Origin of the sequence: Mitsuaria sp. PDC51 (assembly GCF_900113225.1) — a bacterium.
GTDB lineage: Bacteria > Pseudomonadota > Gammaproteobacteria > Burkholderiales > Burkholderiaceae_C > Roseateles.
The window spans coordinates 640,221-664,410 of sequence record NZ_FOZE01000002.1; the positions used below are offsets into that span (position 1 = coordinate 640,221).

Below are 24,190 nucleotides of genomic sequence, written 5' to 3' on the forward strand. Positions count from 1 at the left end.
AACGAAACCCGCGCAGGTTAAGGCGCGTGCCGGCATGGCACAAGCACAACTAAATGGGGTCAGTCTCGAATTAAAGGATGCGTTGCGGGCGCGAGCCTATTAAATGGGGACAGATAGGCAATGATCATGTTGCCTCGTCCGGCTTCACCTTGCGAGGCCGACCGCGGGGGCGCGGACTCATCGGGCGCTCGCTCAATTCGCCCAGCAGTTGCAGGAAGCGTGCCGATCCGAGCGGCCACCCTTTCAGCGCGGAGTCGATCAGCTTCTGGCGCTCGGTTTCGGTTTCGCCCTCCTCCAACCACCGACGCCAAGCCAGTTCGCGCTCGAATGGGGTATTGCCCAGGGCCCAGAAGCCGGGCGGGTCGCTGATCAGAGGGTCGCGCCGGTGGCCGAGATGGTGCGCAGCGGAGGACCACGGGTAGTCGCCGGGATCGCCCAGCCCCGCGCGCCCCGGGTTCAGTTCAATGCTGCGCATGACTGTGAGCAGGTGGGTGTCCGCCTCCAGCGGCGCCGCGCGGAAACGGCCTTCCCACAAGGTGCCCACACGGCGGTGGCGGAGGTTGAAGGCGCTCACGTAACGTCGCCCGAGCGCCTGCATCATGCGGCTCAGGCCGTCCGTCGTGGAGGGCGTGGCCAACAGGTGCAGGTGATTCGGCATCACGACGTAGGCGTGGATTGCCACCTTGTGCGTCGCGGCGCTGTCCTGGAGCGCCGCGAGCAAGGCCTTGCGGTCTTCGTCGTCGACGACGATCGGCTGCAGGTTGTGGCCGCGATGGATCAGGTGATGCAGATGGCCGGCGAGCGCCAGCCGAGGGAGTCTTGCCATGGTGGGAACGGAAGTCTGTCCCCAATTATGGCGCCGGCTGTCGATCGAGCATTCGCAGCCGCCCGAGGCGGCATTCGCCGACGTGGATCAGGCCGCGATGAGGCGCTTGCCGGTGAGCCGCTCATGCTCCCTGAGCGCGAACCGGTCGGTCATGCCGGCGATGTAGTCGGCGCAGGCGCGCGCGTGGTCCTCGCCATCCGCGAAATCCGCCGGCAGCCGGCCGGGCTCGGTGAGGTAGATCTGGAACAGCTCTCGCAGCACCTGCTCCGCGCGGTCGCGCTGCGCCTGGACCGCCGGATGGCGATAGAGGTTCTTGAAGAGGAAGCGCTTGAGCTCGGTGCTGGCCTGACGCATGTCGGGGCTGAAGCGCACCAGCGGGCCCTTGGTGCGGGCGTCCTCGGCGTCGGCCGGCGCGGCGGCCTCGATGGCGCTGCGCGTGGCGTCGATGACGTCGTAGACCTGCTGGGACAGCATCCGGCGGATGGTCTCGGCGAGCAGTCGCTTGCCGGTCAGGTCCGGATAAGCCGACAGCGTCTCCCGCAGATAGCGATGTACCAGCGCCACCTCTTCGAGCTGCTCCAGGGTCACCAGCCCCGAGCGCACGCCGTCGTCGACATCGTGCGCGTTGTAGGCGACTTCGTCGGCCAGGTTGCAGAGTTGCGCCTCCAGGCTCGGCTGGCCGCCATGGAGGAAGCGCGCGGCGACACCGCCAGGTTCACGCTGCTCGATCCGTTCCGCGTCGCGGCGGCTGCAATGCTTGAGGATGCCCTCGCGGCTCTCGAAGCTGAGGTTCAGCCCGTCGAAAGCGGGATACCGCTGCTCCAGCTTGTCGACCACGCGCAGCGACTGCAGGTTGTGCTCGAAGCCGCCATGCGCCTTCATGCAGTCGTTCAGCACGTCCTGGCCCGCGTGACCGAAGGGCGTGTGGCCCAGGTCGTGCGCCAGGGCGATGGTCTCGATGAGGTCCTCGTCCAGGCCCAGGCTGCGCCCGATCGAACGCCCCAGCTGCGCCACCTCGAGCGAATGGGTCAGCCGGGTGCGGAACAGGTCGCCTTCATGGTTGAGGAAGACCTGCGTCTTGTAGACCAGCCGACGGAAGGCGGTGCTGTGGACGATGCGGTCGCGATCGCGCTGGAATTCGCTGCGGGTGGGCGCCGGCGCCTCGGGATGACGGCGACCGCGGCTGCGCGCGGGATCGGAGGCATAGGGCGCGCGCAGCATCGTCATCGTGGGTTGAGCTTCTCAGCGTTGTCCGGGCTCGGTGTGGGCCTCGATCACCTCGGCCACCAGCGCATCAGGTGCGCCCCGCAGGCCGGCGTTACCCAGGGACTCGATGACGACGAAACGGATCTCGCCGCCCTCGTTCTTCTTGTCGACGCGCATCAGCTCGAGCCAGCGCTCGATCGGCATCCGCGGCGCCTTCACCGGCAGCCGGGCGCGCTCGAGCAGGCGCGTCATCCGGTCGACGAATGCTGGCGGCATCAAGCCCAGTCGTGCCGACAACTCGGACGCCAGCACCATGCCGCAGCCCACCCCTTCGCCGTGGAGCCACTCGCCGTAGCCGAGGCCGGTCTCGATCGCGTGGCCGAAGGTGTGGCCGAAGTTCAGGATCGCGCGCAGGCCGCTCTCGCGCTCATCCTGGCCGACGACCCAGGCCTTGATCTCGCAGCTGCGCCTGACCGCGTGAGCCAGCGCTGACTTGTCGCGTGCGAGCAGGTCGTCGAGGTGGCGCTCGATCCAGTCGAGGAAGGTCGCATCGGCGATCGGTCCGTACTTGATGACCTCCGCCAGCCCGGCGGACAACTCGCGATCGGGCAGGGTATCCAGCGTGTCGAGATCGGCCACGACGCGCACCGGCTGGTAGAACGCACCGACCATGTTCTTGCCGCGCGGGTGGTTGATCGCGGTCTTGCCGCCCACCGACGAATCGACCTGCGCCAGCAAGGTGGTCGGCACCTGCACGAAGGGCACGCCGCGCATGTAGATGGCAGCCGCGAAGCCGGTCAGGTCGCCGATCACGCCGCCGCCCAGCGCGTACAGCACCGTCTTGCGATCGGCCGCGCCGGCGAGCAGGTGATCGATGACCCGGTCCAGCGAGGCCCAGTTCTTGTGCTGCTCCCCATCCGGCAGGATGACCGACTCGACCTGCTTGTAATGCGGCGCCAGCTGGCGCTTCAGGCGTTCGAGGTAGAGCGGCGCGACGGTGTCATTGGTGACGATCAGCGCGACGGCCGCGCGCGGCAGGCCGGACCAGGTCGACGCGTCGTCGAAGAGTCCGGGGCCGATCTGGATGTCGTAGCGGCGATCGCCGAGATCGATGGCGACCGTGGTCGCGCCGGCGGCCGACGCCGCCGCGGAAGACGTGGAATCAGGAAGCGGAGCGGTCATTCCCGGAAGTGTACGGGGCCTCGCTCGCCCCCACGGTCGCCGCCACCCGGGCCGGATCGATCAGACCCGCGAGTTCCAGCTGCATCAGGATCATGTTGGCCAGCCCATGCACCGAGGGGCGGCTCGACTCGAGCACGAAGTGCGCGCAGCGGCGGTAGAGGGGATCGCGCTGGCCATAGAGGTCGCGCAGCTTCGCCAGCGGATTGGACACTTGCAGCAGCGGCCGCTGGGTGTCGTGCTTCAGCCGCCGGAAGAGTTCTTCAGGCGACGAGCGAAGGTACACGACTGTCGAATGCGCCTTGAGCCGTTCGCGATTGATCTCGCGCAGCACCGCGCCGCCGCCGGTGGCCAGGATCATTTCGCGGTCCGTTCCCGCGCCCTCGAGCAAGCGCGCGATCACACGCGATTCGAGGTCCCGAAACGACGCTTCGCCCTGACGGGCGAAGTAGTCCTTGATCGACTCGCCGCCGAGATCCTTTTCGATCTCGGCGTCGGAGTCGACGAAAGGCATGTCGAGCTGTCTGGCCAGCAGTCGGCCGACGGTGGATTTGCCACCGCCGGGCATGCCGACCAGGCTCAACGTCAGTTGCACGCTGCTGGAGTTCCGGGGACAGCGGCCTTGGCCACGTTCTGTGCAAACGTCACCCCAGTACCGCTGGGCGAGGTAACCGTGATGTACACAGTGCCGGACGCAGTGGTGTCCGCGAACTTGACATCGATCGATGCGCCCGTGGGATAGGACGTGCTCGGCGTGGTGGCACCGGCCTGGACCGTGACCGTCAGACCATCGCTGCCGGTCGCCGTGACCTTGCTGCCTGCCGGCATCGGGTTGAAGGCCACCGGATTGTTGTCGCTGACAAAGAAGAACAGCGACAGGCTCGACGCGCCGCCCGAATAGACGACGCCCGTACCCACCGGAGCCACCTGACGGAGGTTGGGGCGAGCCGCTTCGTCCTGGGAATAGCCCAGCCAGGTCGAGCGTTGCACGACGTTATTCGCGTCGCGGTAGTAGCCGTACAGACCACTGCCCTTGGGCTCCTCTCCAAAAGCGCCGAAGTCGATCAGCTCACGCTTGTCCGGGCAGGTACCGCGCAGGTTGTCCGGCGCCTTCAGACCCCAGACGATGCCAGCCGTCGAAGACGAGAAGACCGTCTCCACCGCACGACGGACATAAGCCTTGCCCTGGCCCGCATCGCAGGTGTTCGGCACATACGGCGTGTAGGCGGAGAAGCTGAACAGCGAGGTAGCCGGCTGCGTCAGCACGTTGTTCGGATCATTCGTGCAGACGTTGGTCCCGGTGCTGTCGTTCTGCTTGATGAACTGATCGGTGTTGCTGTAGTGGTTGTTGTACAGGCGGTCCAGGAACACCGAGCCGAGGTTCTGGAACTGCTCGCCGGCATCGTAGACGTTGTTACCGTTCTGGTCGATGAAGGACTCTTCACCCAGCGCATACGCCAGCACCGTGACGCGGCCGTCCGCCGGGCGCGGTTCCGACGAAACAAAGTTCGACGTGGCGCGGGAGATTCCGCTGGCATCCTTGGCCGTGAACACCGTGTTCACCACCTGGCCAGCTTCCGACACGAAGTTGATTGCCGTTCCGTCCGGCACCGGGTTGCCCAGGCGGTCGGACGCGATGATCGAATAGGTGTTCGCCGTGCCGTCACGGCTGCCGCCTTCGATGTTGATCGTCCCCTGAGCCAGCGAGAAGTTCAGCTGCGAAGGCAGGCCGACCGCGATGGACAGCGCGCTGGACACGGTGGAGATCGACGTGCCCTTGAGCGTCGCGGACACCCGCACCGGCGTCGGCACCGTGCCGGAATTGACCCGGACCACCACATCGCCGTTGTTGTCGGTGTTCTTGGTGACCGTCGTCTGCGTTGCACCATCCAGCGTCAGCCCGCCGGACCAGATGTTGGCGGTCAGGTCGATCGGCTGGTTCGGCACGCCGTTGCCGCTGGCGTCCACCAGTCGGAACGACACATTCGCAAACTCGGTATAGCCCGATCCCTTCAGGTAGATCGTCTGCGTCGCGTTGCTGGTGGACTGGATGCTTTGGGCCGAGGGCTTGCCCAGATTCAGCGACAAGGACTGCGTGGCCGCACTGCCGGCGATGGTCGCTTGATAGGTATCGGTGTTCTGGAAGCTGCCGCAGCTGTTGTCGCGGAAGCGGAAGGTCGCCACGCCGGTGCTCGTCGTCACGCTGCTGGCAGGCGTCAAGGTGCCGCGGCCGGCGATGACGCACGCCGACGTCAACGACACATTCACCGGCGTACCGATCGCGGACGAGGACAGCGCCACGGTCAGCGTGGTTTCACCGTTGGGCGGGAGCGCAGGCAAAGCCAGGTCCGACGTCAGCGAGGTGATCGTGACGTTGGTAGCCGTCAGCTGGAAGCCGGCGGTCGCCGTCACATTGGCGGCATTGACGCTCGCCGTCGCGGTGATCGTGTCGGCGCCGGTGTTGGTGGCGCTGGCCGGAGACAGGGTCACCGTCGCGTCGCCGCTGTCATTGGTCAGTGCCGAGGCCGGCTCGAACTTGCCCAGATTGCCGGCGGTGGTGAACGTCACGACCGTGCCCGGAATCGGAGCGCCAGTGGCGGTCCGCAGCGAAGCGGTCACCGTGGCCGGCGCGTTCGCGGTCACCGTCGACGAGGACAAGGCCAAGGTCATCGTCGGCGTGGTGACCGGCGTGGTGCCACCGCCGCCCGTGCCGCCGCCGCCCACCACCGGGGTACCGGCATCACCGCCGCCACCACCACCGCCGCAAGCGGCCAGCACGGCCACCATCGTGGCCGTCAGCATCAGGCGGGCGGCGCCGCGCGTCATCCCGTTGCCGGCGCCGGCCACTTGTTCGATTCGCTTCATGTCTTGCTACTCCTGCGTCCGCAGCATTTGTTCTGGCTGCGGCATCCTCTCTGATATGCGCTCGCGCCGCCGGCCCTTTCCGGCTCTTGTGGCGGCATTTCTCACGCGAACGCCCTTTGGTTCATGACGGCCGTTGCAGCGAAGCGGCGCCCGAGGCGCCGCCGCGATCAGCGCGTGGCCGTGACGCGATCGCTCACCACCTTCGGCGTGATGAAGATCAGCAGTTCCGTCTTCGTCGAGCTGCGCGACTTGTTCTTGAACAGGTTGCCCAGCAGCGGGATATCGCCCAGGTACGGGACCTTGTTCTCGGTCTCGAGGTCTTCCTGCGTGTAGATGCCGCCGATCACCACCGTGCCGCCGTTCTCGACCAGCACCAGCGTCTGCACATGCTTGTTGTTGATCGCGTAGCCTTGCGGCGTCAGCGTACCGCGGCTGTCCTTGTTCACGTCGACGGTCAGGATCACGTTCCCTTCCGGCGTGATCTGCGGCGTGACTTCCAGCTTCAGCACAGCCTTCTTGAAACTGATCGAAGTCGCGCCACTGGACGTTGACTGCTGGTACGGGATTTCCTCGCCCTGCTCGATCAGCGCCTTGGTCTGGTCCGCCGTCACGACGCGCGGGCTCGACACCACCTTGCCGCGGCCATCGGCCTCCAGCGCGGAGATTTCCAGGTTCAGGAAGCGGTTTGCCGTGGCGCTGAACAGCGACAGCGCGAAGTTGGCCGCCGTCGCACCACCGAAGGCGTCACCGGAGACGTTCGCCGGCAGGTTGACAAACTGCGAGTCGTTGTAGTTGTAGCTCGCCTGCTGGTTGGTCTGCGAACCGACCGCGGAGTAGTTGCCGCCAATCGTCACGTAGTTGCTGCCACCGACGTTGTATCCCGGGATGCCGCCCTGGCGGCCCCGCAGGTCGGAGGCGCCCAGCTTCACACCCAGCGCGCGGCCGAACTTGTCGTCGGCCTCGACGATGCGGGCCTCGATCAGCACCTGACGCACCGGCACGTCGATCTTGGCGATCAGCGCCTGGATCTCTTCCAGCTTGGACGGGATGTCGCTGACGAACAGCTGGTTCGTGCGGGTCTCCCAGATCACGCTGCCGCGCGGCGACAGGATGCGCGACGTGTTCGTGCTGCTACCGCCCTGGTTGTTCTGCCCGGTCAGGCCCTTGGCCACTTCCTCGGCCTTGGTGTAGTTCATCTGGAAGGACTGCGTACGCAGCGGTTCCAGCTGGGCCACGGCCTGCTTGGCCTCGAGCTCGGCCTTCTCCTTGTTGGCCAGCTCTTCCTTCGGGGCGATCCACAGCACGTTGCCTGACTTGCGCAGTCCCAGGCCCTTGGCCTGCAGGATGATGTCCAGCGCCTGGTCCCAAGGCACGTCCTTGAGTCGCAGGGTCACGTTGCCGGTGACGGTGTCGCTGGTCACCACGTTGAAGTTGGTGAAGTCGGCGATGACCTGCAGCAGCGCGCGCACATCGATGTTCTGGAAGTTCAGGCTCAGCTTGTCGCCGCTGTAGCCCGGACCTTGCGTCAGCTTGTTCGGGTCGACCTTCTGCGGCCGCACTTCCAGCACGAACTGGTTGTCGCTCTGGTAGGCGCTGTGCTCCCACACGCCCTTGGGCGTGACGACCAGTCGCACGCGGTCACCCTGCTGGGTTGCCGTCACCGTCTGCACCGGCGTGCCGAAGTCGGTCACATCCAGCTTGCGGCGCAGGCGTTCCGGCAGCGCGCTGCGCAGGAACTCGACCACCAGGTTCTGGCCTTGCTGCTGGATGTCCACGCCGACCTGGCTGCTCGGCAGGTTCACGACGACGCGGCCCGCGCCATCATTGCCGCGACGGAAGTCGATGTCCTGCAGGGCCTGCGTGGTCGAGTTCTGGCTCGGCGCGAAATGCACCGGCTCGGTGGTCGCCGTGGCGGGGCCCGCGGCGGCGGCCGTCGCGGCCGACGGCGCTGCGTCCAGGAAGATCAGCAGCGAGTTGTCCTGCAGCTGCGCGCGGTAGGTGCTCGCCTGACGCAGGTTCAGCACGACGCGGCTGCGATCGCCGGCTTGCGCCACATTGGCGGAACGCATGTTGCCGGAGTTGATCTCGACCGCATTGCGGCCCATGCCGTTGGAAACGCCCGGCAGGTCCAGCGCGATGCGCGGCGGCGCTTGCACGGCGAAGCCACGCGGCAGTTCGGTCAGGGGTTTCGCGAGCTCGATGCGCACGATGTCGGCGCCGCCCTGCTGGGTCGAACTGATCGACCGGATCATGTTCTGGGCCCAGGCCTGCACCGGCATCAGCACCGCCAGGCTCATCGCGCAGGCCAGTGCTTGCCAGCGCTTGGCGCGCCCGGCTCGTTCCCTCGTCTGGACGCTCATCGAAGCGTTCTCCACAACAGTGTTCTTCATCGTCCCTGCTCCTGAAGCTGGAGAGTACTGGTGCGTTCAATCCATTCGCCCGCAGCGTCCTGGACGACTTCTCGCAACGTGATTTCGGTCTCGCTGATCTTGGTGATGCGGCCGAAGTTCTGGCCCAGGTAGTCACCGACCCGGGCTTGATACAACAGGTTGTCGACCCGCAGCAGCGCGTAGGGACGACCCTCGCGCGAGACGCTGCCGACCATGGCCATGCTGTCCAGCGGGAAGGCTTCCAGTGGCTCGCGACGGCGCTTCATCTCGGCCGCCAGCAGCGAGCTGGGCTGCGCCGCCTCGCGCCGAAGCGCCACCGTCAGCTTCTGGGTGCTGAAGGGGTCGACCACCGCGAGCGCCTCATAGCGCTGCGGCTGGAAGGTCTTGGGCGGCGTCAACGGCTTGACGGTCGGGCGCGTCTGCTGGCGCTGCTCGTCCATCCACTGCTGCAGTTCGTCGGTTCCAGCGGAGCAGCCCGCCAGGGCGGCACCGACCAGGACGAGACCCAGCAGGCCTCGCGTGCGGTCGGCAGAGCGAACGAGGCGCATCATTTCTTCTTCTCCGCGGCCGCCGCAGCCTTCTTCTGCTCCGCGACCTCGTTGGGGTCGAGGTAGCGATAGGTCCGCGCGGTGGCTTCCATCGTCAGGGTCGCGTTGGCGTCGGTGCGCGGCGGCGCGTTCTGTCCGCCGGTCGCTCCGGGCGCGAGGATCGACATGTCGTGCAGCGTCACGATCCGGGACAGGTTGGACACGTCCGCGGTGAACGAACCGATGTCGTGATAGCGGCCCGTCACCTTGATCGCGATCGGCTGCTCGGCGTAGTAGTCGCGCATGACGATGCCGCCCGGACGGAACAGCTCGAACTGGAGCCCGCGGCCCAGACCGGCCTGGTTGATGTCCGACAGCAGCGCATCCATCTCGGCCTTGCCGGGCAGCTGCTTCTCGAGCTGCAGGACGTACTCCTCGACCTGGCTCTTCTGCTTGCGCAGCTCCGGCAGGTTCACGGCCTGCGTCAGCTTGCTGTTGAAGTCTTCCTTGAGCTGCGGTTCCTTCTCGCGCTCGGCGTCTAGCGCCGACTGCTCGTCCGACAGCACAGCGAACCAGCCCAGCACGACGGTGAGCAGCGCCACCACGATGAACGACACGTAACGCGGCGCCGGCGGCCACTGGCCGGGCTCCTGCATGTTCAGGTTCTGGAACTGGCTGGAGAAGTCCGCGAACCAGGCGTTGAGGTCCAGGTTTTTCAACGTTGCCATGGGGTCCTCACGACTTCTGCGGCGCAGCGCTGGCGCCGCTGGCCGCGCCCGCGGCGGCTTCGGGATTCGCGCTCTTGATGCCGACCTTGATCGAGAAATCGTAGAGGCGGCGTGGATCGCGGGGGTTGACCGGCGCGGCCTTGATCTCGACGAGATCCGGCGCTTCGACCCACTCGGCACGGCTGAGATTACGCAGCATCTCGGACACGCGCTCGTTGGACGCGGCCACGCCGGCGATCACGACGACCTTGTTGGTCTGACGCACCGACTGCAGGAACACCCCTTCCGGCGTGAACTGGGCCAGCTCGTTGAGCAGGTGAACCGGCGTGTTGCGATCGCTCTGCAGGTTCTCGACCGCGCGCTGGCGGGCGCGCAGCGCTTCGATCTCGGCGCGCAGCGTCGCGATGTCCTTGATCTGCGTGTCGAGCTTGGTGATCTCGGTCTTCAGATAGTCATTGCGCTCCGCCTGGGCGGCGGTCAGCTGCTGCAGCAGCAGGTAGATGAAGCCGGCGATCAGCAGACCGACGACGAAGGACATTCCCAGCCCGACGAAGAACGCGGCCTTGCGGCGCTTGCGCTTCTCCTCGCGGTGCGGGAGCAGGTTGATCAGAATCACTGAAAGAACCTCCGCATGGCGAGGCCGCAGGCCGTCAGGTACGCAGGGGCTTCACGGCGCAGCTTGGACTCGCGCACCGCGGACCCGAGCACCATGTTCTCGAACGGGTTCACCACCATGCAGGCAAAGCCGGTCAGTTCGGTCACCCGTTCCTTCAGGCCCGGCAGCGTGGCGGTGCCGCCGGCCAGCATCACGTAGTGGACCTTGTGGTGCGGGGTGCTGGTGAAGAAGTACTGCAGCGCCCGGCCGATCTCCTGGGACAGGGAATCGACGAACGGCGTCAGCACCTGGGGCTCATAGTCATCAGGCATTTCACCGCTGAGCTTCTTCTGCTCGGCCTCCTCGAACGAGAAGCCGTACTGGCGCGAGATCAGCTGCGTCAGCTGCGAACCGCCGAAGGCCTGGTCACGGTCGTAGAGCATTTCGTCGTCGCGCAGCACCTTCAGCGAGGTGGTGTCGGCGCCGATCTCGAACAGCGCGACGAGCGCGTCCTTGCCCTCGTTGGGCAGCGTCTCGACCAGCCGACCCACCGCCATGCGGGAAGCATGCGACTCGATGTCCAGCACGACGGGCTTGAGGCCGGCGGCCTCCGCGAGCGCCTGCCGATCCTGCACGCGGTCCTTGCGGGACGCGGCGATCAGCACCTCGACGTCGCCCACCGATGTGGGGCTGGGGCCGATGACGCAGAAGTCCAGCGACACCTCGTCCAGCGAGAACGGGATGTACTGGTTGGCTTCGGCCTCGACCTGCAGCTCGAGTTCTTCCTCGCGGAGCCCCGCGGGAAGCATGATCTTCTTGGTGATCACCGAGCTCTGCGGCATCGCCAGCGCGGCCTGCCGCGTGCGGCTGCCGCTTCGGGTGACCACCCGCCGAACCGCGTCCGCGACCTCGTCGAATTTCTCGATCTGGCCGTCGGTAATCCAGCCCTTTTCAAATGGCTCGGTCGCGAAACGTTCCAAAACGTATTCGCCACTCGAGTTTTGACTCAATTCCACAAGCTTGACACTGGACGATGAGATGTCCAGGCCAATCATGGGTGGATGCGCACGTCCGCGCAGTAGATCCAACAGCCCCATGATGCGTTCCCCCAACGCGCCGCTCATGCGCCGGTTTGTTAATAAGTTACTTGAATGCTATCAGCAAAGCCTTTGTCAGCCCAAGGCAAAGCAGTCACAGCAAGTAACGCAGCGTTGCGTAACATACACGCCACCGAGGGGTGGTAAAGCGTCGAAAAATGCTCTTTCGACACCCCATTCCGTACGGTTTCGCGGCAGATTTCCGCTTTGCCCAATTCCCCTTTCGACCACCTTGTGAGGGATGTCTCGCGGGGAGGAAAAGGCAGCCGCGCAGTGTCCGCGAAAGTCCCGACAACTCCTGTAACAGTCAAGGGTGGTGGTCCGGGACGCGTCGGGCCGGCTCCGAGGCCGTTCCTATAATCGCCGCTCGCGGCCCGCATCGTCACCCGTAGAGGCCCTGATAGGGCGCGGCCAGGCACGCAAGATTGCACACTCCGGCCCATGCCCTCGAAGCATTCCTCCGACAACGAACCCTCCTTCGACGCCCCCTCCGATGCCGGCAAGGGCGCCGCTTCCAAGCCAGACAAGGGCGGCTCCCCCCGCAAGAAGGCCAAGGGGGGAGACAAAGCCCGGCGTCCCTGGTTCGTTCGAGCGCTGGGATGGCTGGTCGGGCTGATCCTGGCCGGCGCGGGCGCGGTGGTGTTGCTGGTGGGCATGGCCCTGGCGATTGCCTATCCGCAACTGCCCGACATCAGCGGGCTGACGGACTACCGCCCCAAGCTCCCGCTGCGCGTGCTCTCCAGCGAGGGTCAGTTGCTGGCCGAGTACGGCGAGGAGCGCCGCAGCTACTCCGACATCCGCGAGATCCCCAAGGTGATGCAGGACGCGATCCTGGCCATCGAGGACGCGCGCTTCTACCAGCACGGTGGCGTGGATTACCTGGGCGTGATCCGTGCCGGCCTGGCCAACGTCAGCGAGTCCAAGAGCCAGGGGGCGTCCACCATCACGATGCAGGTGGCCCGCAACTTCTATCTCTCCACCGAGAAGACCTTCACCCGCAAGATCTACGAGATCCTGCTGGCGCTGAAGATCGAGAGCGCGCTGCCCAAGGAGAAGATCCTCGAGATCTACATGAACCAGATCTTCCTGGGACACCGGGCCTACGGGTTCGCGGCGGCCAGCGAGGTCTATTTCGGCAAGCCGCTCAAGGATCTGTCCATCGCCGAGGCCGCGATGCTGGCCGGGTTGCCGAAAGCACCATCTGCTTACAACCCGATCAACAATCCGCGCCGGGCAGTGTTGCGCCAGCAATACATCATCGATCGGATGCTGGAAATGGGCTTCATCACGCCCGAGCAGCACGCCCAGGCGAAGGCTGAAAAGCTGCGCATCCGCCCGCCGCAGGAAGCGGCCAGCCACGCCGAGTACGTGGCCGAGCTGGCGCGCCAACTGATCTTCAGCCAATACGGCGACGAGGCCTACACCCGCGGCCTGAACGTCTACCTGACGCTGCATGCCGACGAACAGGAGCGCGCCTACCGGGCGCTGCGCCGCGGGATCATGGATTACGAGCGGCGGCAGGTGTATCGCGGTCCCGAGGCTTACGTGGACCTGCCGGCCGACCCCAAGGAGTTGGACACCCGGATTGCCGAGGCGCTTTCCGACCACCCCGCCAATGACGAGTTGCTGGCGGCCGTGGTGCTGGAAGCCAGCCCCAAGCAGGTCGTGGCGGCGCTGCAGAGCGGTGAGTCGGTGACGATCACCGGCGATGGCCTCAAGCCGGCGACCTCCGGCCTGTCCGAGAAGGGCAATCCCAAGACGCGCATCCGACGCGGCGCAGTGATCCGTGTGATCAAGCTGGTCAAGAACAACAAGGACGAGTGGACGATCACCCAGTTGCCGGAAGTCGAGGGCGCGATGGTGGCACTCAGTCCGAAGGACGGCAGCGTGCGCGCGCTGGTGGGTGGCTTCGACTACAACAAGAACAAGTTCAACCACGTCACGCAGGCGTGGCGACAACCGGGCTCGAGCTTCAAGCCGTTCATCTACTCGGCGGCGCTGGAGAAGGGCTTCAACGGCGCCACCATCGTCAATGACGGTCCGCTGTTCTTCGACGCCACGACCACGGGCAGCCAGCCTTGGGAACCGAAGAACTACGACGGCCAGTTCGATGGCCCGATGCCGCTGCGGCGAGCGTTGGCGAAGTCCAAGAACATGGTGTCGATCCGGGTGCTGCAGTCGGTGGGCGTCAAGTACGCGCAGGACTGGATCACGCGCTTCGGTTTCGATGCGGACAAGCACCCGGCCTACCTCACGATGGCACTGGGCGCCGGCTCGGTGACGCCGATGCAGATGGCGCAGGCGTATTCAGTGTTCGCCAACGGCGGCTACCGGATCGCGCCGCAACTGGTGCAGCGCATCACCGACCACGCCGGACGCGTGCTGTATCAGCAGCAAGCGAAGCCCTTCGAGGATTCGCAGCGCGCAATCGAGCCGCGCAACGCCTTCCTGATGGACAGCCTGCTGCAGGAGGTGGCGCGCAGCGGGACGGCGGCACGCACGCAGGCCACGCTCAAGCGGCCCGACATCTACGGCAAGACCGGCACCACCAATGATTCGATGGACGCCTGGTTCGCGGGCTTCCAGCCGGACCTGGTCTCGGTCGTCTGGATCGGCTACGACCAGCCTCGCAAGCTGGGCGACCGCGAGACCGGCGGCGGACTCGCGCTGCCGGTGTGGATCGAGTTCATGCAGTACGCGTTGCGCAACACCCCGGTGCAGGAGATCCAGCCACCCGAAGGGGTGGTCAACGTCAATGGCGAGTGGTTCTACGACGAGTTCACCAACAACAACGGGGTGAAGGCGCTTGGCAACGAGGAGCACGTGCCGACGTCCGGCACCGAGGAAGAGAAGAAGAGCATCCTCGACCTCTTCAAGCGCTGAGCGGCCTGGCCGCCCCCAAATGCGAAGGCGCCCCGCGGGGCGCCTTTTTCATGCTGTGCTCATGCCGGGCCTTGCGGCGCAGGCATCCCGAGGTGGGCAATCAGACGCCGATGAACTTCAGCGCCTTGGCGCCGTGGTGGGAGGCTTCCTCGGACAGCCGGGCGAAGAATTCCTGGCCGTCCTTGGTATCGCGCCAGTGGCCGTCGACGAATTTGAAGTGGTAGCCGCCGCGACGCGACGCGAGCCAGAGCTCGTGCAGCGGTGGCTGCGTGTTCACGACGATCTTGCTGCGATCCGGGAACTGCAGTTCCAGAAGTCCGCCGGTCCGATGCTGGTCGACGTCGATGACGTCGTCGTCGAGCCAGGCGTCGATCGTGGATTCGATGCTGGCCAGCACGGCGTCGGTGCGTGCGTCGTATTCGGCGTCGGTCAGCGGGGTGGCGGTCATGTGCAGCGGGAGGCGGACTCGCTAGACTGCGAGCCCATGAAGAACGTGAAGACGCGAAGTGTAGGCGCAGCCTGCCGGCCCGCTCGTCGTGGCGCCCCCAAGGCCCTGACGACCTTGATGTTGTGCGCCGCCCTGGCCCTCACGGCCTGCGGCCAGAAACGCCCGCTGCAACTCCCCCAGCACGCCAAGCATCCGCCCGCGGCCGCCGCCGCTCCCGCGCAGCCTGCCGCCTCCGCCGCCAGCGCCCCGAACTGACGCCATTTCACCCCGCCCCGCCCACACCCTCTCGAAGTCCTCGCCGTCCTCACCGAAGTCCTCGTTCTCACTTCGTGGGCAGGGCCGGGGCCGGCGACGAAGTCGTGCCGTCCAGACTGACTGGGCGCGTTCTGTCTGACCAAAGCGAGCCGCAGGCGAGCGGCGGGAGTTGAGCGCCTGAGGCACGACGGGAGTCGCCGGCCCCGGCCCTGCCCACGCCGCTCACCAGCCGAAGTAGGCCCCGGTCATCAGATCCTCCCCTCCTCCACCGCATGGCAAGCGACCCGAACGCCGTTGAGTGCCAGCAGCTTCGGCCGCTCCGCACTGCAGCGCGAATTCGCATGCGGGCACCGCGGATGGAAGCTGCACCCGCTGGGGGGATTGAGCGGATTCGGCACTTCTCCCTGAACGGGTGTCCGCGCCCGTCCTGACATGTGGATGTCGGGAATCGCGTCCAGCAGCATGCGGGTATACGGATGGCGCGGCGTGGCGAACAGTGCGCGCTTGTCTGCCTGTTCGACCAGCCGGCCGAGGTACATCACGCCGACCTGGTCTGCGACATGCCGCACCACGGCGAGGTTGTGGGAGATGAAGAGGTAGGTCAGTCCCTGCTTGCGCTGCAGGTCTTTCATGATGTTGAGGACTTGCGCCTGGACTGAGACGTCGAGCGCCGAGGTGGGCTCGTCGCAGACGAGGAACTCTGGTTCCGTGGCCAGTGCCCGGGCGATCGAGATGCGTTGCCGCTGCCCGCCGGAGAACTGATGCGGGAACTTTTCCGCGTCGGCTGGCGAGAGACCCACGGACTGCAGCAACTCGCCGACGCGGCGCTTGAGTCCATCGGCATCGCGCACCAGGCCGTGCTCGCGCAGCGGCTCCGCGACGATGTCCTGCACTTTCCAGCGCGGGTTCAGGCTTGCATAGGGGTCCTGGAAGATCATCTGCATCCGGCGTCGCAAGGCCAGTGCCTTCGGGCCTTTCAGCGTGGTCGCGATGTCCTCGCCGTCGAAGCGCACTTCGCCCTGGGTCGGGGTGTACAGGCCGACCAGCAGGCGGGCGACGGTACTCTTGCCGCACCCGGACTCGCCGACCAATGCGAGCGTGCGGCCCTTTTCGATCGTGAAGCTGACGCCGTCCACCGCATGCACGAACTGCCGCGGCTTGCGCTCGACCACGCGGTTCAGCCACGGGGCCGACACGTCGAAGGTCTTGGCCAGTTCGCGCACCTCGACAAGCGCGGTACCGGGCGTCGTCGCCGCCGCATTGGCGTCCATCAGGTGGGACGTCTCCGTCATCACGGTCATGCAACACCTCCCTGCACCGTGGCCAGGTCAGCCGCGTGCAGCCAGCAGGCCGCGTCGGTGGCGGCGGCCTTCATCAGTTCAGGGCGCTGCTGATGGCAACGATCGAAGGCTTTCGGGCAGCGCGGATGGAAGGCGCAGCCGGTTGGGATCGCATTGAGGCGAGGCATCGAGCCGTCGATCTGCACCAGCCGCTCGCGGTCCTCGTCCATCGCCGGGATCGAGCCCATCAGGCCCGAGGTGTAGGGATGGCCGGGGCGATGGATCACCTCCTGCACCGGACCGATCTCGGCCACGCGCCCGGCGTACATCACCGCCACGCGATCGCAGGTCTCGGCGATGACGCCCATGTCGTGGGTGACCAGCATCACCGCCGCGCCCTGCTCGCGGCATACCCGCTTGAGCAAGGCGATGATCTGCGCCTGAATGGAGACGTCCAGCGCGGTCGTCGGCTCGTCCGCCACGATCAGCTTCGGATCCGCCGCCAGCGCCAGGGCGATCACCACGCGCTGCCGCATACCGCCGGAGAACTGGTGCGGGTACTGGTCCACCCGAGCCTCGGGCGCCGGAATGCCGGTCGCGGCCAGCAACTCGATCGCGCGGGCGCGTGCCTGTTTGGCCGTCAGCCCCAGGTGGGTCGTGATGGTCTCCACCAACTGGCGACCCACCGTGTACAGCGGGTTCAGCGAAGTGAGCGGGTCCTGGAAGATCGCGCCGATCTGTCGCCCGCGGATGCGCCGCATCTGGTCGGCGGGCAGGTTGTCGATGCGCTTGCCCTCGAGGAGGATCTCGCCGCCGGCGATGCGCCCGGGCGGTTCGAGCAAACCGATGATCGCGGAGCCGGTCAGCGACTTCCCGGCGCCGGACTCGCCGACGACGCCGAGCACCTCGCCCGGCGCGATGTCGAAGGACACGTCGTCCAGCGCCAGCAGCGTGCCGCGGCGGGTCGGAAATTCCACGCGCAGGTGGCGGACTTGCAGGAGAGCTGCGGTCATGGGGCCGTCCATCGAAGCATCAGCGCAGGCGGGGATTGAGCGCGTCGCGCAGCCAATCGCCGAGCAGGTTCACCGACAGCGCGATCAGCACCAGCATCGCGCTCGGCCAGATGGTGATCCACCATTCGCCGGAGAACAGGAAGTCGTTGCCGATGCGGATCAACGTGCCCAGCGACGGACTGGTCGGCGGCACGCCGACGCCGAGGAAGGACAGCGTCGCCTCGGTCAGGATCGCGGACGCCACCTGCAGCGTCGCCAGCACCAGCACCGGCCCGGTGACGTTGGGTAGCACATGGCGCCACATGATCGCCAGCGGCTTGACGCCGATCACGCGCGCAGCCTGGACGTATTCCTTGTTGCGCTCGACCAGCGTCGAGCCCCGCACCGTGCGCGCGTACTGCACCCAGCCGGTCAGCGCGATCGCCAGGATCAGCACGGCGAAGGCCAGCGTGTCGTGCGCGTCTTTGAAGACCACGCGGCCGATGCCGTCGATCAGCAGCGCGATCAGGATGGACGGGAAGGACAGCATCACGTCGCAGATGCGCATGATGAAGGCATCGACCTTGCCGCCGACGAAGCCGGCCAGCAGTCCCAGCCCGACGCCGATGATCATCGACAGGATCACCGACGCCACGCCCACCAGCAGCGAGATGCGGGCGCCGTACATGATCGCGGAGAGCAGGTCGCGGCCCTGGTCGTCGGTGCCCAGCAGGTACTTGCTGGAACCGCCCTCGATCCAGGCCGGCGGCAGGCGCGAGTCCATCAGCTCCAGCGCGGAGAGATCGAAGGGATCGTGCGGCGCGATCCAGGTCGCGAAGAGCGCGCAGACCACGCAGCACAGGGCCACGAAGGCGGCGACCATCGCCGTCGGCGAGTGGGTGAAGGAGTGCCAGACGTCGCCGTCCAAGAAGCGGCTGAGCGCGTTGGGCGGCCGGGCAGCCGGCGCGCCGGAGGCCGGCGAAGGGGGAAGTGAGGCGGTCATTCGGGAATGCGGGCAGCGGGCTGTCGGATCGATGGCGAGCGGAACGCGCGGCGTCCGCTCAATGCGGCGGGAGAGGCAGGCCCTGCTCCACCAGCGCCGCGAACAGCGCGGAGCCCAGCGGCAGGATCTCGTCGTTGAAGTCGTAGCGCGGCTGGTGCAGGCCGCAAGGACCGCCCTGCCCCAGTCGCAGGTAGGCGCCGGGCCGGGCCTGCAGCATGAAGGCGAAGTCCTCGGAGCCCATGCTCGGCACCAGCTTGTCGTCGACGTTCTCGGCACCGACCAGCGACTGGGCCACGCGCACGGCGAAGTCGGCTTCGGGCGCGCTGTTGATGGTGGCGGGATACAGGCGTTGGTAGTCGACCTTCGCGCTCGCGCCGAAACCCAGCGCCACCGATTCGACCAGCCGCGTCATGCGCTCCTCGAGCAGTTGCTGCACCTCGGGCTTGAAGCTGCGGACCGTGCCGGTGATCTGGGCCATCTCGGGGATCACGCTGAAGGCGCTCGATTCGCCGGCCTGCATCGAGCACAGGCTGACCACCGCCTGCTCGATCGGCGCGATGTTGCGCGACACGAGGCTTTGCACCGCCGTGATCACGTGGCCGGCGATCAGCACCGGATCGACGCTCAGGTGCGGATGCGCACCATGGCCGCCGCGGCCTTGGATGGTGATGGTCACCCGATCCGCCGCGGCCATCATCGCGCCGCGGTTCAGGCCGATCTTGCCCGGAGGCAGATGCGGCCAGTTGTGCATCGCGTAGATGGCCTCGACCGGGAAGCGCTCGAACAGGCCGTCGGCGATCATCTCGCGCGCGCCGCCGTAGCCTTCCTCGCCGGGCTGGAACACCAGCACCGCGGTGCCCGCGAAGCGCCGGGTCTGCGCCAGGTAGCGCGCCGTGCCGACCAGCATCGCGCAGTGGCCATCGTGCCCGCAGGCATGCATCAGGCCGGGTGTCGACGAGCGCCAGGCGAAGTCGTTCTGCTCGCGCAGCGGCAGCGCGTCCATGTCGGCGCGCAGGCCGAAGAGGCGCGGCTTCGCATCGGGCGCCGCGCCGGGCACCGGCTGGCCATGGATGGTCGCGACGATGCCGGTGCGGCCCAGGCCCTGGTGGATCTCGTCGACGCCACAGGCCTTGAGCGCCTGCACGATGCGGGCCGCCGTGCGGTGCTCCTCGAATCCGAGTTCCGGCATCGTGTGCAGTTCGCGGCGCAGGGCCACGAGCTCGCCGCGCGCCTCGAACAGCCGCTGGTAGGTGCCCGCCGCGGTGGCGGTCAGGTGCTCCGGAGCGTTCATGTCAATGCGCGCCGCCGCTCACGCGCAAGCGCGGATCGACGGCGAAGTACAGCAGATCGACGACAAGGTTGATCACGACGAAGATCAGCGAGATCAGGCACAGATAGGCCGCCATCACCGGGATGTCGGCAAACTGCACCGCCTGGATGAACAGCAGGCCCATGCCGGGCCATTGAAACACGGTCTCGGTAATGATCGCAAAGGCAATCAGCGATCCCAGCTGCAGCCCGGTGATCGTGATCACCGGCACCAGCGTGTTCTTCAGCGCATGACCGAAGTAGATGGTGCGGTCGCTCAGGCCGCGGGCCCGCGCGAATTTGATGTAGTCAGCGCGCAGCACTTCCAGCATCTCGGCGCGCACGATCCGCATGATGAGCGTCAGCTGGAACACCGCCAGCGTGATGCCCGGCAGCAACAGGTGGCGCAGGCCATCGGTCGTCAGCAGCCCGGTGCTCCAGGCGCCGAACATGACGACCTCGCCCCGGCCGTAGCTTGGCAACCAGGCCAGTTGCACCGCGAAGATCAGGATCAGCAGGATGCCGATGAGGAAGGTCGGCAGGGCCACGCCCAGCAGCGACAGCGTCATCAGCACCTGCGAGCCGAAGCTGCCGCGCCGCAGCGCGGCGTAGACGCCCAGCGGGATGCCGAACACCAGCGCGATCACCGCGGCCGTGGCGGACAACTCGAGCGTCGCGGGGAACCGCTCGGCAATCAGCGCCGAGACCTTGCGGCCCTGCTTCAGGCTCACGCCGAACTCGCCCTGCACCGCATTGCCGGCGAAATGCGCGAACTGCACGGCGAAGGATTGATCGAGGCCCAGGTCCTTGCGCAGTTGCTCGCGCTGCTCCGGCGTGGCGTCCTGTCCGAGCAGGTTGTTGACCGGATCGCCGACGTACTGGAACAGCATGAAGGCGATGAAGGCCACCGTCAGCATGACGACAACGGCCTGCGCCAGGCGGCGAAGAATGAAAACCAGCATGGACGATGGCCTCCGGCGACGGCTTGGGCGAGTCGGCTCGTGGCCTGCCCTGGCACGACCTGACCCCGGAGGCAAGACGCTTCAGAAGTCAACGATCATCGAGGAGCGTCCAGCGCCCGGCAAGTGGGTTACTCCTTAACGCAGCATGAACGCGACGTCGTCTCACCGTCGCGCGCCAACGAAAAAACCGCCCGAAGGCGGTTTTCCAAGTGGCCAGCGAGCGCGGGTTGCGCCCGCATGCCGGGATCAGAAGCGATGGCGCATGCCGACGATGGCGCCGCCGCGCTTTTCAGCGCCGTTGGCGAAGCGGACCGCACCGTCATGCTTGGTGTAGTCCAGCTCGACATAGGCGTCGGTGCGCTTGGAGAAGGCGTAGTCCGCCACGAAGGCCAGGTAGTGGCCCTTGCTCTTCGTGTTGGCGAGCGCCGCGCTGTAGTGCGTTTGCGTCGCGTACCAATAGTGGCCGCCCAGGTTCAGCTGCGGAGTCAGCTGATAGGTCGCGCCGACGGAGATCATGTCGCGCTTGCGCACATCGTTCGCCGCCGCATTCAGCACGTTGCCCAGCAGGCCCGAGGTATAGGCCGCGCCGAGCAGGCCACCCCGATCGAACTTGTTGGTCGCCCAGGACAGGTTGACGTACCAGGGACCGGCCGTGTAGCCGCCGCCCGCGGTGTAGCCCTTGACCTTCTTGCCGAGGGTGTCTTCGACCTGCAGGTACGCGCCGCCAAAGGCGATCGGGCCCTGCGAGTAGCGCAGCATGCCGCCGTAGGACTTGTTCTGCGAGTTACCTTCACCGGCCGAGACCTGGATTTCGCCGCGCACCGGGCCGGTCTCGAACAGGTACTTCACCATGTTGTCCTGACGGGCGCCCATGGACAGGCCGATCTCGGGCTTGTAGGCCTCGATGTAGGGCGAGTACTTGAACGAGGCGTAGGTCGACGTGTAGATGTCGAACAGGATGTTGTATTGACGACCCAGCGTGAGGCGGCCGAAATCGCTCGACTGGATGCCCACCCACGACTGGCGCCAGAAGTCGGCTGCGGCGACGGTGCCCGTGTCGGAGTTCAGACGGTGTTCCAGGTTGGCGATCGCCTTCAGGCCGCCACCCATGTCCTCGGTGACGTTCACCCCGAGCCGGCTCTGCGACATGCCGCCGGGGATCACCTGCTTCTCGGAAGATCCCACGTTCGCATTGCTGGTCCAGCGCAGACCGACGTCCACGATGCCGTAGAGCGTGACGCTCGACTGGGCCCAGGCGGCGCTGGTGCTGGCTGCCAGGATGCTCAGCGCCAAGGCGGCTTTCTTCATGTGATGTCTCCTTTGATTTGGTTTGGTCGCCGTGATCGATTCTCAGCGAAGCCTTCAAACGGAGACGCGCTGTGTTGCACATCGCCCACGCGAGCAAACCCTGTCAAGTTTGTGACGATCAGACAGAGGGAAAACCCGCGATCACTATTCACAAAATCAACAACGGTGCGTTGCGGCGACAGAGCTTGATCACCGGACGCAAGGCCTGGCCCCGCGCCCGGGTACAGGAGGGACGGCACAGACGAAAAAAAGCCGCCCCGAGAGGCGGCTTTCGTTGCGCAGCGCGCTGATCCGGGGATCAGAAGCTGTGCTTGATACCGACGTCCAGGCCGCCCGACTTGCCACCGCGAGCAGCAGCAACGGCGTTGTTGCCGACGCGGAAGTTCGCGTTGCCGTCGTTCTTGATGTACGAGGCGGTCGAGTACAGAGCCGTGCGCTTCGACAGATTGTGCTGGTAGCCAATCGTGAAGGCCTTCGAGTCACCAGCGCCGTTGATCGGCGTCGCGTTGGTCGCGGACGGGGCCGTGATCAGCGCGTCGGCGGCGCTGTTCGTCGAAGCCTTGCTGAACTGGGCGGTCACCGAGCCGGCGGCCGTCACCGGCACCACGGCGCCGATCGTGTAGATGTTCTGCTTGAACGACGACAGCTTCAGTTGGCTGTACAGGCCGCTGACCTTCACAACCTTGAAGTCGTACGAGGCACCCAGCGACAGCTGCTTGAACTTGGTGTTCAGCGTGTCGGTGGTCTGGTAGCCGCCGGCGACGTTCAGGTCACCCGCCTTGTAGCCCAGACGGCCGCCGTACATCTTCTTGCCTTGGGCGCCTTCACCGGCAGCCACGTCGAACGAGCCGTACACGCCGCCCAGATCGCTCGGCAGGAAGTACTGGACCAGGTTGTCGGCACGGTTGTTCGTGTCGTACAGGCTGGTGCTCAGGCCGAAGGTCGAGTACAGGCGGGTCACGTCGCCCAGACCGGTCGTGGTGTAGACGTCGAAGTCGTCGACGACCAGGCGGGTCGAGGTCTTGCCGCGGCCCAGACGGACTTCACCGAAGTCGCCCATCAGGCTCACCGAGGCGCGACGGCCCCAGAAGCGCGAGCTGTCGGCGGTACCGCTGTCGGCGGACAGGGCGCCTTCCAGCCAGAAGCCAGCCTTCAGGCCACCGCCCAGGTCCTCGACGCCACGGACGCCGATACGGCTGGAGCTGCTGCCGTCGTTCGACAGTTGCTTCGTGTCCTGGCCATTGGCCTTGGTGTAACGGGCGGCCAGGTCAATCACGCCGAACAGGGTGACGGACGATTGAGCGGCAGCGGCACCGGCGAAACCAGCCAGCACAGCCAGCGCGACGAGAGATTTCTTCATTAGAGACTCCTAGATCTTCAATGAGGTCGCGGTCGGTAGATCGTCCGCAAACCAAGCTCCTGCAATGAAGCTGTGGTGTATTGCAACAGGTCCGATCCCGCCTGACCAGCAGCCACCCCGTAAAAGTCCTGATTTCGTTGGTCCGAAGCAACGCGTATGAGGTTAAAAAAATGTGTCATCACGCATTCGCACAAAGGATCAGACAGCGCCAGGGAATCGCTTGACGCTGCCCTTCTAAACTGAAGGCTCATTTGCCACGGTATGCGCTCACGATGCAATTTCAGACCCGACGCCCGGCGCGCAGTTTCACCCGCATGGACGCGTGGATATCCACGCTGGACCAAAGCCTGAAGACGCTGGCGGGCGTCGCGCCGACGTCGCGCCCGGCGCCGCAGGCGACCGCCCCGGACGAGGCGCTCGACGAAGGTCAGCGTCGGTTGTCGGCTTCGCTGATGCGGGTCAACCATGTTGGCGAGGTCTGCGCCCAGGCGCTCTATCGCGCCCAGGCGCTGAGCACCCGCGACGAGCAACTTCGCGAGCATCTCCAGCACGCCGCCCAGGAAGAGATCGACCATCTCGCCTGGTGCGCGGACCGACTGCGCGCGCTCAATGATCGACCCAGCCTGCTGAATCCGCTCTGGTACGGCGGCGCTTTCGCGATCGGGACGGTCGCGGGGCTGGTCGGAGACAAGGTCAGCCTGGGCTTCGTCATCGAGACCGAACGGCAGGTGGAAGCCCACCTCGCCAGCCATCTGGAACGCCTGCCCGATGGCGACCGCAGTTCCCGGGCGATCGTTGCGCGGATGAAGGAAGAGGAGGCGCGCCACGCCGAAGAGGCGCGCGACCGCGGCGGCATCGACCTGCCGCGCCCGGTGCGGGGCCTGATGCGCATGGCCGCCAAGGTGATGACGCGGACCGCCCACCACCTTTGACGCGCCTCTCTAGATAGTAGAGAGGGCGGGAGGAAGGGCGCTCAAG

The 24,190-nt window shown here is 66.3% G+C and carries 21 protein-coding genes; 3 read left to right on the top strand and 18 right to left on the bottom strand.

Annotated elements, in window-relative coordinates; translation table 11 throughout:
* Nucleotides 1-124: 124 nt before the first annotated feature.
* The 10 genes from BM393_RS14250 to BM393_RS14295 form a co-directional block, all read right to left on the bottom strand.
* The gene (locus BM393_RS14250) at nucleotides 125-826 is read right to left on the bottom strand and encodes a transposase (RefSeq protein WP_091727217.1); all 702 of its coding nucleotides are present in this window, start codon (nucleotides 824-826) and stop codon (nucleotides 125-127) included.
* 87 nt (nucleotides 827-913) lie between these two features.
* Nucleotides 914-2,047, bottom strand: coding sequence for a deoxyguanosinetriphosphate triphosphohydrolase (locus BM393_RS14255; RefSeq protein WP_091731527.1), 1,134 nt, complete (start codon nucleotides 2,045-2,047; stop codon nucleotides 914-916).
* A 21-nt stretch (nucleotides 2,048-2,068) separates the two neighbouring features.
* Nucleotides 2,069-3,214, bottom strand: coding sequence for a 3-dehydroquinate synthase (aroB, locus tag BM393_RS14260; protein WP_091727220.1), 1,146 nt, complete (start codon nucleotides 3,212-3,214; stop codon nucleotides 2,069-2,071).
* Nucleotides 3,195-3,800: a shikimate kinase gene (locus BM393_RS14265; RefSeq protein ID WP_091731530.1), complete on the bottom strand. Its 606-nt coding sequence runs from the start codon at nucleotides 3,798-3,800 to the stop codon at nucleotides 3,195-3,197. The genes aroB and BM393_RS14265 overlap by 20 nt, the downstream gene beginning before the upstream one ends.
* The gene (locus tag BM393_RS14270) at nucleotides 3,797-6,076 is read right to left on the bottom strand and encodes a hypothetical protein (RefSeq protein WP_091727223.1); all 2,280 of its coding nucleotides are present in this window, start codon (nucleotides 6,074-6,076) and stop codon (nucleotides 3,797-3,799) included. Before BM393_RS14270 ends, BM393_RS14265 begins: the two co-directional genes overlap by 4 nt.
* A gap of 167 nt (nucleotides 6,077-6,243) precedes the next feature.
* Nucleotides 6,244-8,436 (bottom strand): type IV pilus secretin PilQ, encoded by a 2,193-nt coding sequence (pilQ, locus tag BM393_RS14275; RefSeq protein WP_091727228.1) that lies wholly within the window; start codon nucleotides 8,434-8,436, stop codon nucleotides 6,244-6,246.
* Between the two features lie 26 nt (nucleotides 8,437-8,462).
* Nucleotides 8,463-9,014, bottom strand: a complete 552-nt coding sequence (locus BM393_RS14280; RefSeq protein WP_091727231.1) for a pilus assembly protein PilP — start codon at nucleotides 9,012-9,014, stop codon at nucleotides 8,463-8,465.
* On the bottom strand, nucleotides 9,014-9,721 hold the full coding sequence (locus BM393_RS14285; RefSeq protein ID WP_091727236.1) for a type 4a pilus biogenesis protein PilO: 708 nt from the start codon (nucleotides 9,719-9,721) through the stop codon (nucleotides 9,014-9,016). The genes BM393_RS14280 and BM393_RS14285 overlap by 1 nt, the downstream gene beginning before the upstream one ends.
* A gap of 7 nt (nucleotides 9,722-9,728) precedes the next feature.
* Nucleotides 9,729-10,337: a PilN domain-containing protein gene (locus BM393_RS14290; RefSeq protein WP_091727241.1), complete on the bottom strand. Its 609-nt coding sequence runs from the start codon at nucleotides 10,335-10,337 to the stop codon at nucleotides 9,729-9,731.
* On the bottom strand, nucleotides 10,334-11,413 hold the full coding sequence (locus tag BM393_RS14295; RefSeq protein ID WP_091731533.1) for a pilus assembly protein PilM: 1,080 nt from the start codon (nucleotides 11,411-11,413) through the stop codon (nucleotides 10,334-10,336). The genes BM393_RS14290 and BM393_RS14295 overlap by 4 nt, the downstream gene beginning before the upstream one ends.
* A 441-nt stretch (nucleotides 11,414-11,854) precedes the next feature.
* Here BM393_RS14295 and BM393_RS14300 point away from each other — a divergent pair, with 441 nt between their 5' ends.
* Nucleotides 11,855-14,296 (top strand): penicillin-binding protein 1A, encoded by a 2,442-nt coding sequence (locus BM393_RS14300; RefSeq protein ID WP_091727244.1) that lies wholly within the window; start codon nucleotides 11,855-11,857, stop codon nucleotides 14,294-14,296.
* Between the two features lie 100 nt (nucleotides 14,297-14,396).
* On the opposite strand, the gene cyaY is transcribed toward BM393_RS14300, so the two are convergent.
* Nucleotides 14,397-14,744, bottom strand: coding sequence for an iron donor protein CyaY (gene cyaY, locus BM393_RS14305; protein ID WP_404932647.1), 348 nt, complete (start codon nucleotides 14,742-14,744; stop codon nucleotides 14,397-14,399).
* Nucleotides 14,745-14,780: 36 nt separating this feature from the next.
* Between cyaY and BM393_RS25965 the strand changes: the two genes are divergently transcribed.
* The gene (locus BM393_RS25965; protein WP_141225336.1) at nucleotides 14,781-14,999 is read left to right on the top strand and encodes an LPS translocon maturation chaperone LptM; all 219 of its coding nucleotides are present in this window, start codon (nucleotides 14,781-14,783) and stop codon (nucleotides 14,997-14,999) included.
* 248 nt (nucleotides 15,000-15,247) lie between these two features.
* Here the strand turns inward: BM393_RS25965 and BM393_RS14310 are convergent, their stop codons facing one another.
* The 7 genes from BM393_RS14310 to BM393_RS14340 all read right to left on the bottom strand — a co-directional run bounded on the left by BM393_RS14310 (nucleotide 15,248) and on the right by BM393_RS14340 (nucleotide 23,212).
* Nucleotides 15,248-16,270, bottom strand: coding sequence for a dipeptide ABC transporter ATP-binding protein (locus BM393_RS14310; RefSeq protein WP_091731543.1), 1,023 nt, complete (start codon nucleotides 16,268-16,270; stop codon nucleotides 15,248-15,250).
* A gap of 26 nt (nucleotides 16,271-16,296) precedes the next feature.
* Nucleotides 16,297-17,292 (bottom strand): ABC transporter ATP-binding protein, encoded by a 996-nt coding sequence (locus tag BM393_RS14315; protein WP_091731539.1) that lies wholly within the window; start codon nucleotides 17,290-17,292, stop codon nucleotides 16,297-16,299.
* 19 nt (nucleotides 17,293-17,311) lie between these two features.
* Nucleotides 17,312-18,274, bottom strand: a complete 963-nt coding sequence (locus tag BM393_RS14320; RefSeq protein WP_091727247.1) for an ABC transporter permease — start codon at nucleotides 18,272-18,274, stop codon at nucleotides 17,312-17,314.
* A 58-nt stretch (nucleotides 18,275-18,332) separates the two neighbouring features.
* Nucleotides 18,333-19,565, bottom strand: a complete 1,233-nt coding sequence (locus BM393_RS14325) for a M20 aminoacylase family protein (protein ID WP_091727250.1) — start codon at nucleotides 19,563-19,565, stop codon at nucleotides 18,333-18,335.
* 1 nt (nucleotide 19,566) lies between these two features.
* Nucleotides 19,567-20,544 (bottom strand): ABC transporter permease, encoded by a 978-nt coding sequence (locus tag BM393_RS14330; protein WP_091727255.1) that lies wholly within the window; start codon nucleotides 20,542-20,544, stop codon nucleotides 19,567-19,569.
* A gap of 246 nt (nucleotides 20,545-20,790) precedes the next feature.
* Nucleotides 20,791-21,852 (bottom strand): porin, encoded by a 1,062-nt coding sequence (locus BM393_RS14335; protein WP_091727259.1) that lies wholly within the window; start codon nucleotides 21,850-21,852, stop codon nucleotides 20,791-20,793.
* 298 nt (nucleotides 21,853-22,150) lie between these two features.
* Nucleotides 22,151-23,212, bottom strand: a complete 1,062-nt coding sequence (locus BM393_RS14340; protein ID WP_091727262.1) for a porin — start codon at nucleotides 23,210-23,212, stop codon at nucleotides 22,151-22,153.
* 314 nt (nucleotides 23,213-23,526) lie between these two features.
* Here BM393_RS14340 and coq7 point away from each other — a divergent pair, with 314 nt between their 5' ends.
* Complete coding sequence (gene coq7 / locus BM393_RS14345) at nucleotides 23,527-24,144, top strand: 2-polyprenyl-3-methyl-6-methoxy-1,4-benzoquinone monooxygenase (RefSeq protein WP_091727266.1); 618 nt, start codon at nucleotides 23,527-23,529, stop codon at nucleotides 24,142-24,144.
* Nucleotides 24,145-24,190: the final 46 nt, after the last annotated feature.

What these genes read in the sequence shown, in the direction of transcription:
- BM393_RS14335 (WP_091727259.1), bottom strand. Translation starts at nt 21,852, where the DNA reads ATGAAGAAAGCCGCCTTGGCGCTGAGCATCCTGGCAGCCAGCACCAGC.
- BM393_RS14285 (WP_091727236.1), bottom strand. Translation starts at nt 9,721, where the DNA reads ATGGCAACGTTGAAAAACCTGGACCTCAACGCCTGGTTCGCGGACTTC.
- BM393_RS14310 (WP_091731543.1), bottom strand. Translation starts at nt 16,270, where the DNA reads ATGGACGCCAATGCGGCGGCGACGACGCCCGGTACCGCGCTTGTCGAG.
- BM393_RS14325 (WP_091727250.1), bottom strand. Translation starts at nt 19,565, where the DNA reads ATGAACGCTCCGGAGCACCTGACCGCCACCGCGGCGGGCACCTACCAG.
- pilQ (WP_091727228.1), bottom strand. Translation starts at nt 8,436, where the DNA reads ATGAGCGTCCAGACGAGGGAACGAGCCGGGCGCGCCAAGCGCTGGCAA.
- BM393_RS14330 (WP_091727255.1), bottom strand. Translation starts at nt 20,544, where the DNA reads ATGCTGGTTTTCATTCTTCGCCGCCTGGCGCAGGCCGTTGTCGTCATG.
- BM393_RS14250 (WP_091727217.1), bottom strand. Translation starts at nt 826, where the DNA reads ATGGCAAGACTCCCTCGGCTGGCGCTCGCCGGCCATCTGCATCACCTG.
- coq7 (WP_091727266.1), top strand. Translation starts at nt 23,527, where the DNA reads ATGGACGCGTGGATATCCACGCTGGACCAAAGCCTGAAGACGCTGGCG.
- BM393_RS14270 (WP_091727223.1), bottom strand. Translation starts at nt 6,076, where the DNA reads ATGAAGCGAATCGAACAAGTGGCCGGCGCCGGCAACGGGATGACGCGC.
- BM393_RS14340 (WP_091727262.1), bottom strand. Translation starts at nt 23,212, where the DNA reads ATGAAGAAATCTCTCGTCGCGCTGGCTGTGCTGGCTGGTTTCGCCGGT.
- BM393_RS25965 (WP_141225336.1), top strand. Translation starts at nt 14,781, where the DNA reads ATGAAGAACGTGAAGACGCGAAGTGTAGGCGCAGCCTGCCGGCCCGCT.
- BM393_RS14320 (WP_091727247.1), bottom strand. Translation starts at nt 18,274, where the DNA reads ATGACCGCCTCACTTCCCCCTTCGCCGGCCTCCGGCGCGCCGGCTGCC.
- BM393_RS14300 (WP_091727244.1), top strand. Translation starts at nt 11,855, where the DNA reads ATGCCCTCGAAGCATTCCTCCGACAACGAACCCTCCTTCGACGCCCCC.
- aroB (WP_091727220.1), bottom strand. Translation starts at nt 3,214, where the DNA reads ATGACCGCTCCGCTTCCTGATTCCACGTCTTCCGCGGCGGCGTCGGCC.
- BM393_RS14295 (WP_091731533.1), bottom strand. Translation starts at nt 11,413, where the DNA reads ATGGGGCTGTTGGATCTACTGCGCGGACGTGCGCATCCACCCATGATT.
- BM393_RS14280 (WP_091727231.1), bottom strand. Translation starts at nt 9,014, where the DNA reads ATGCGCCTCGTTCGCTCTGCCGACCGCACGCGAGGCCTGCTGGGTCTC.
- BM393_RS14255 (WP_091731527.1), bottom strand. Translation starts at nt 2,047, where the DNA reads ATGCTGCGCGCGCCCTATGCCTCCGATCCCGCGCGCAGCCGCGGTCGC.
- BM393_RS14315 (WP_091731539.1), bottom strand. Translation starts at nt 17,292, where the DNA reads ATGACCGCAGCTCTCCTGCAAGTCCGCCACCTGCGCGTGGAATTTCCG.
- cyaY (WP_404932647.1), bottom strand. Translation starts at nt 14,744, where the DNA reads ATGACCGCCACCCCGCTGACCGACGCCGAATACGACGCACGCACCGAC.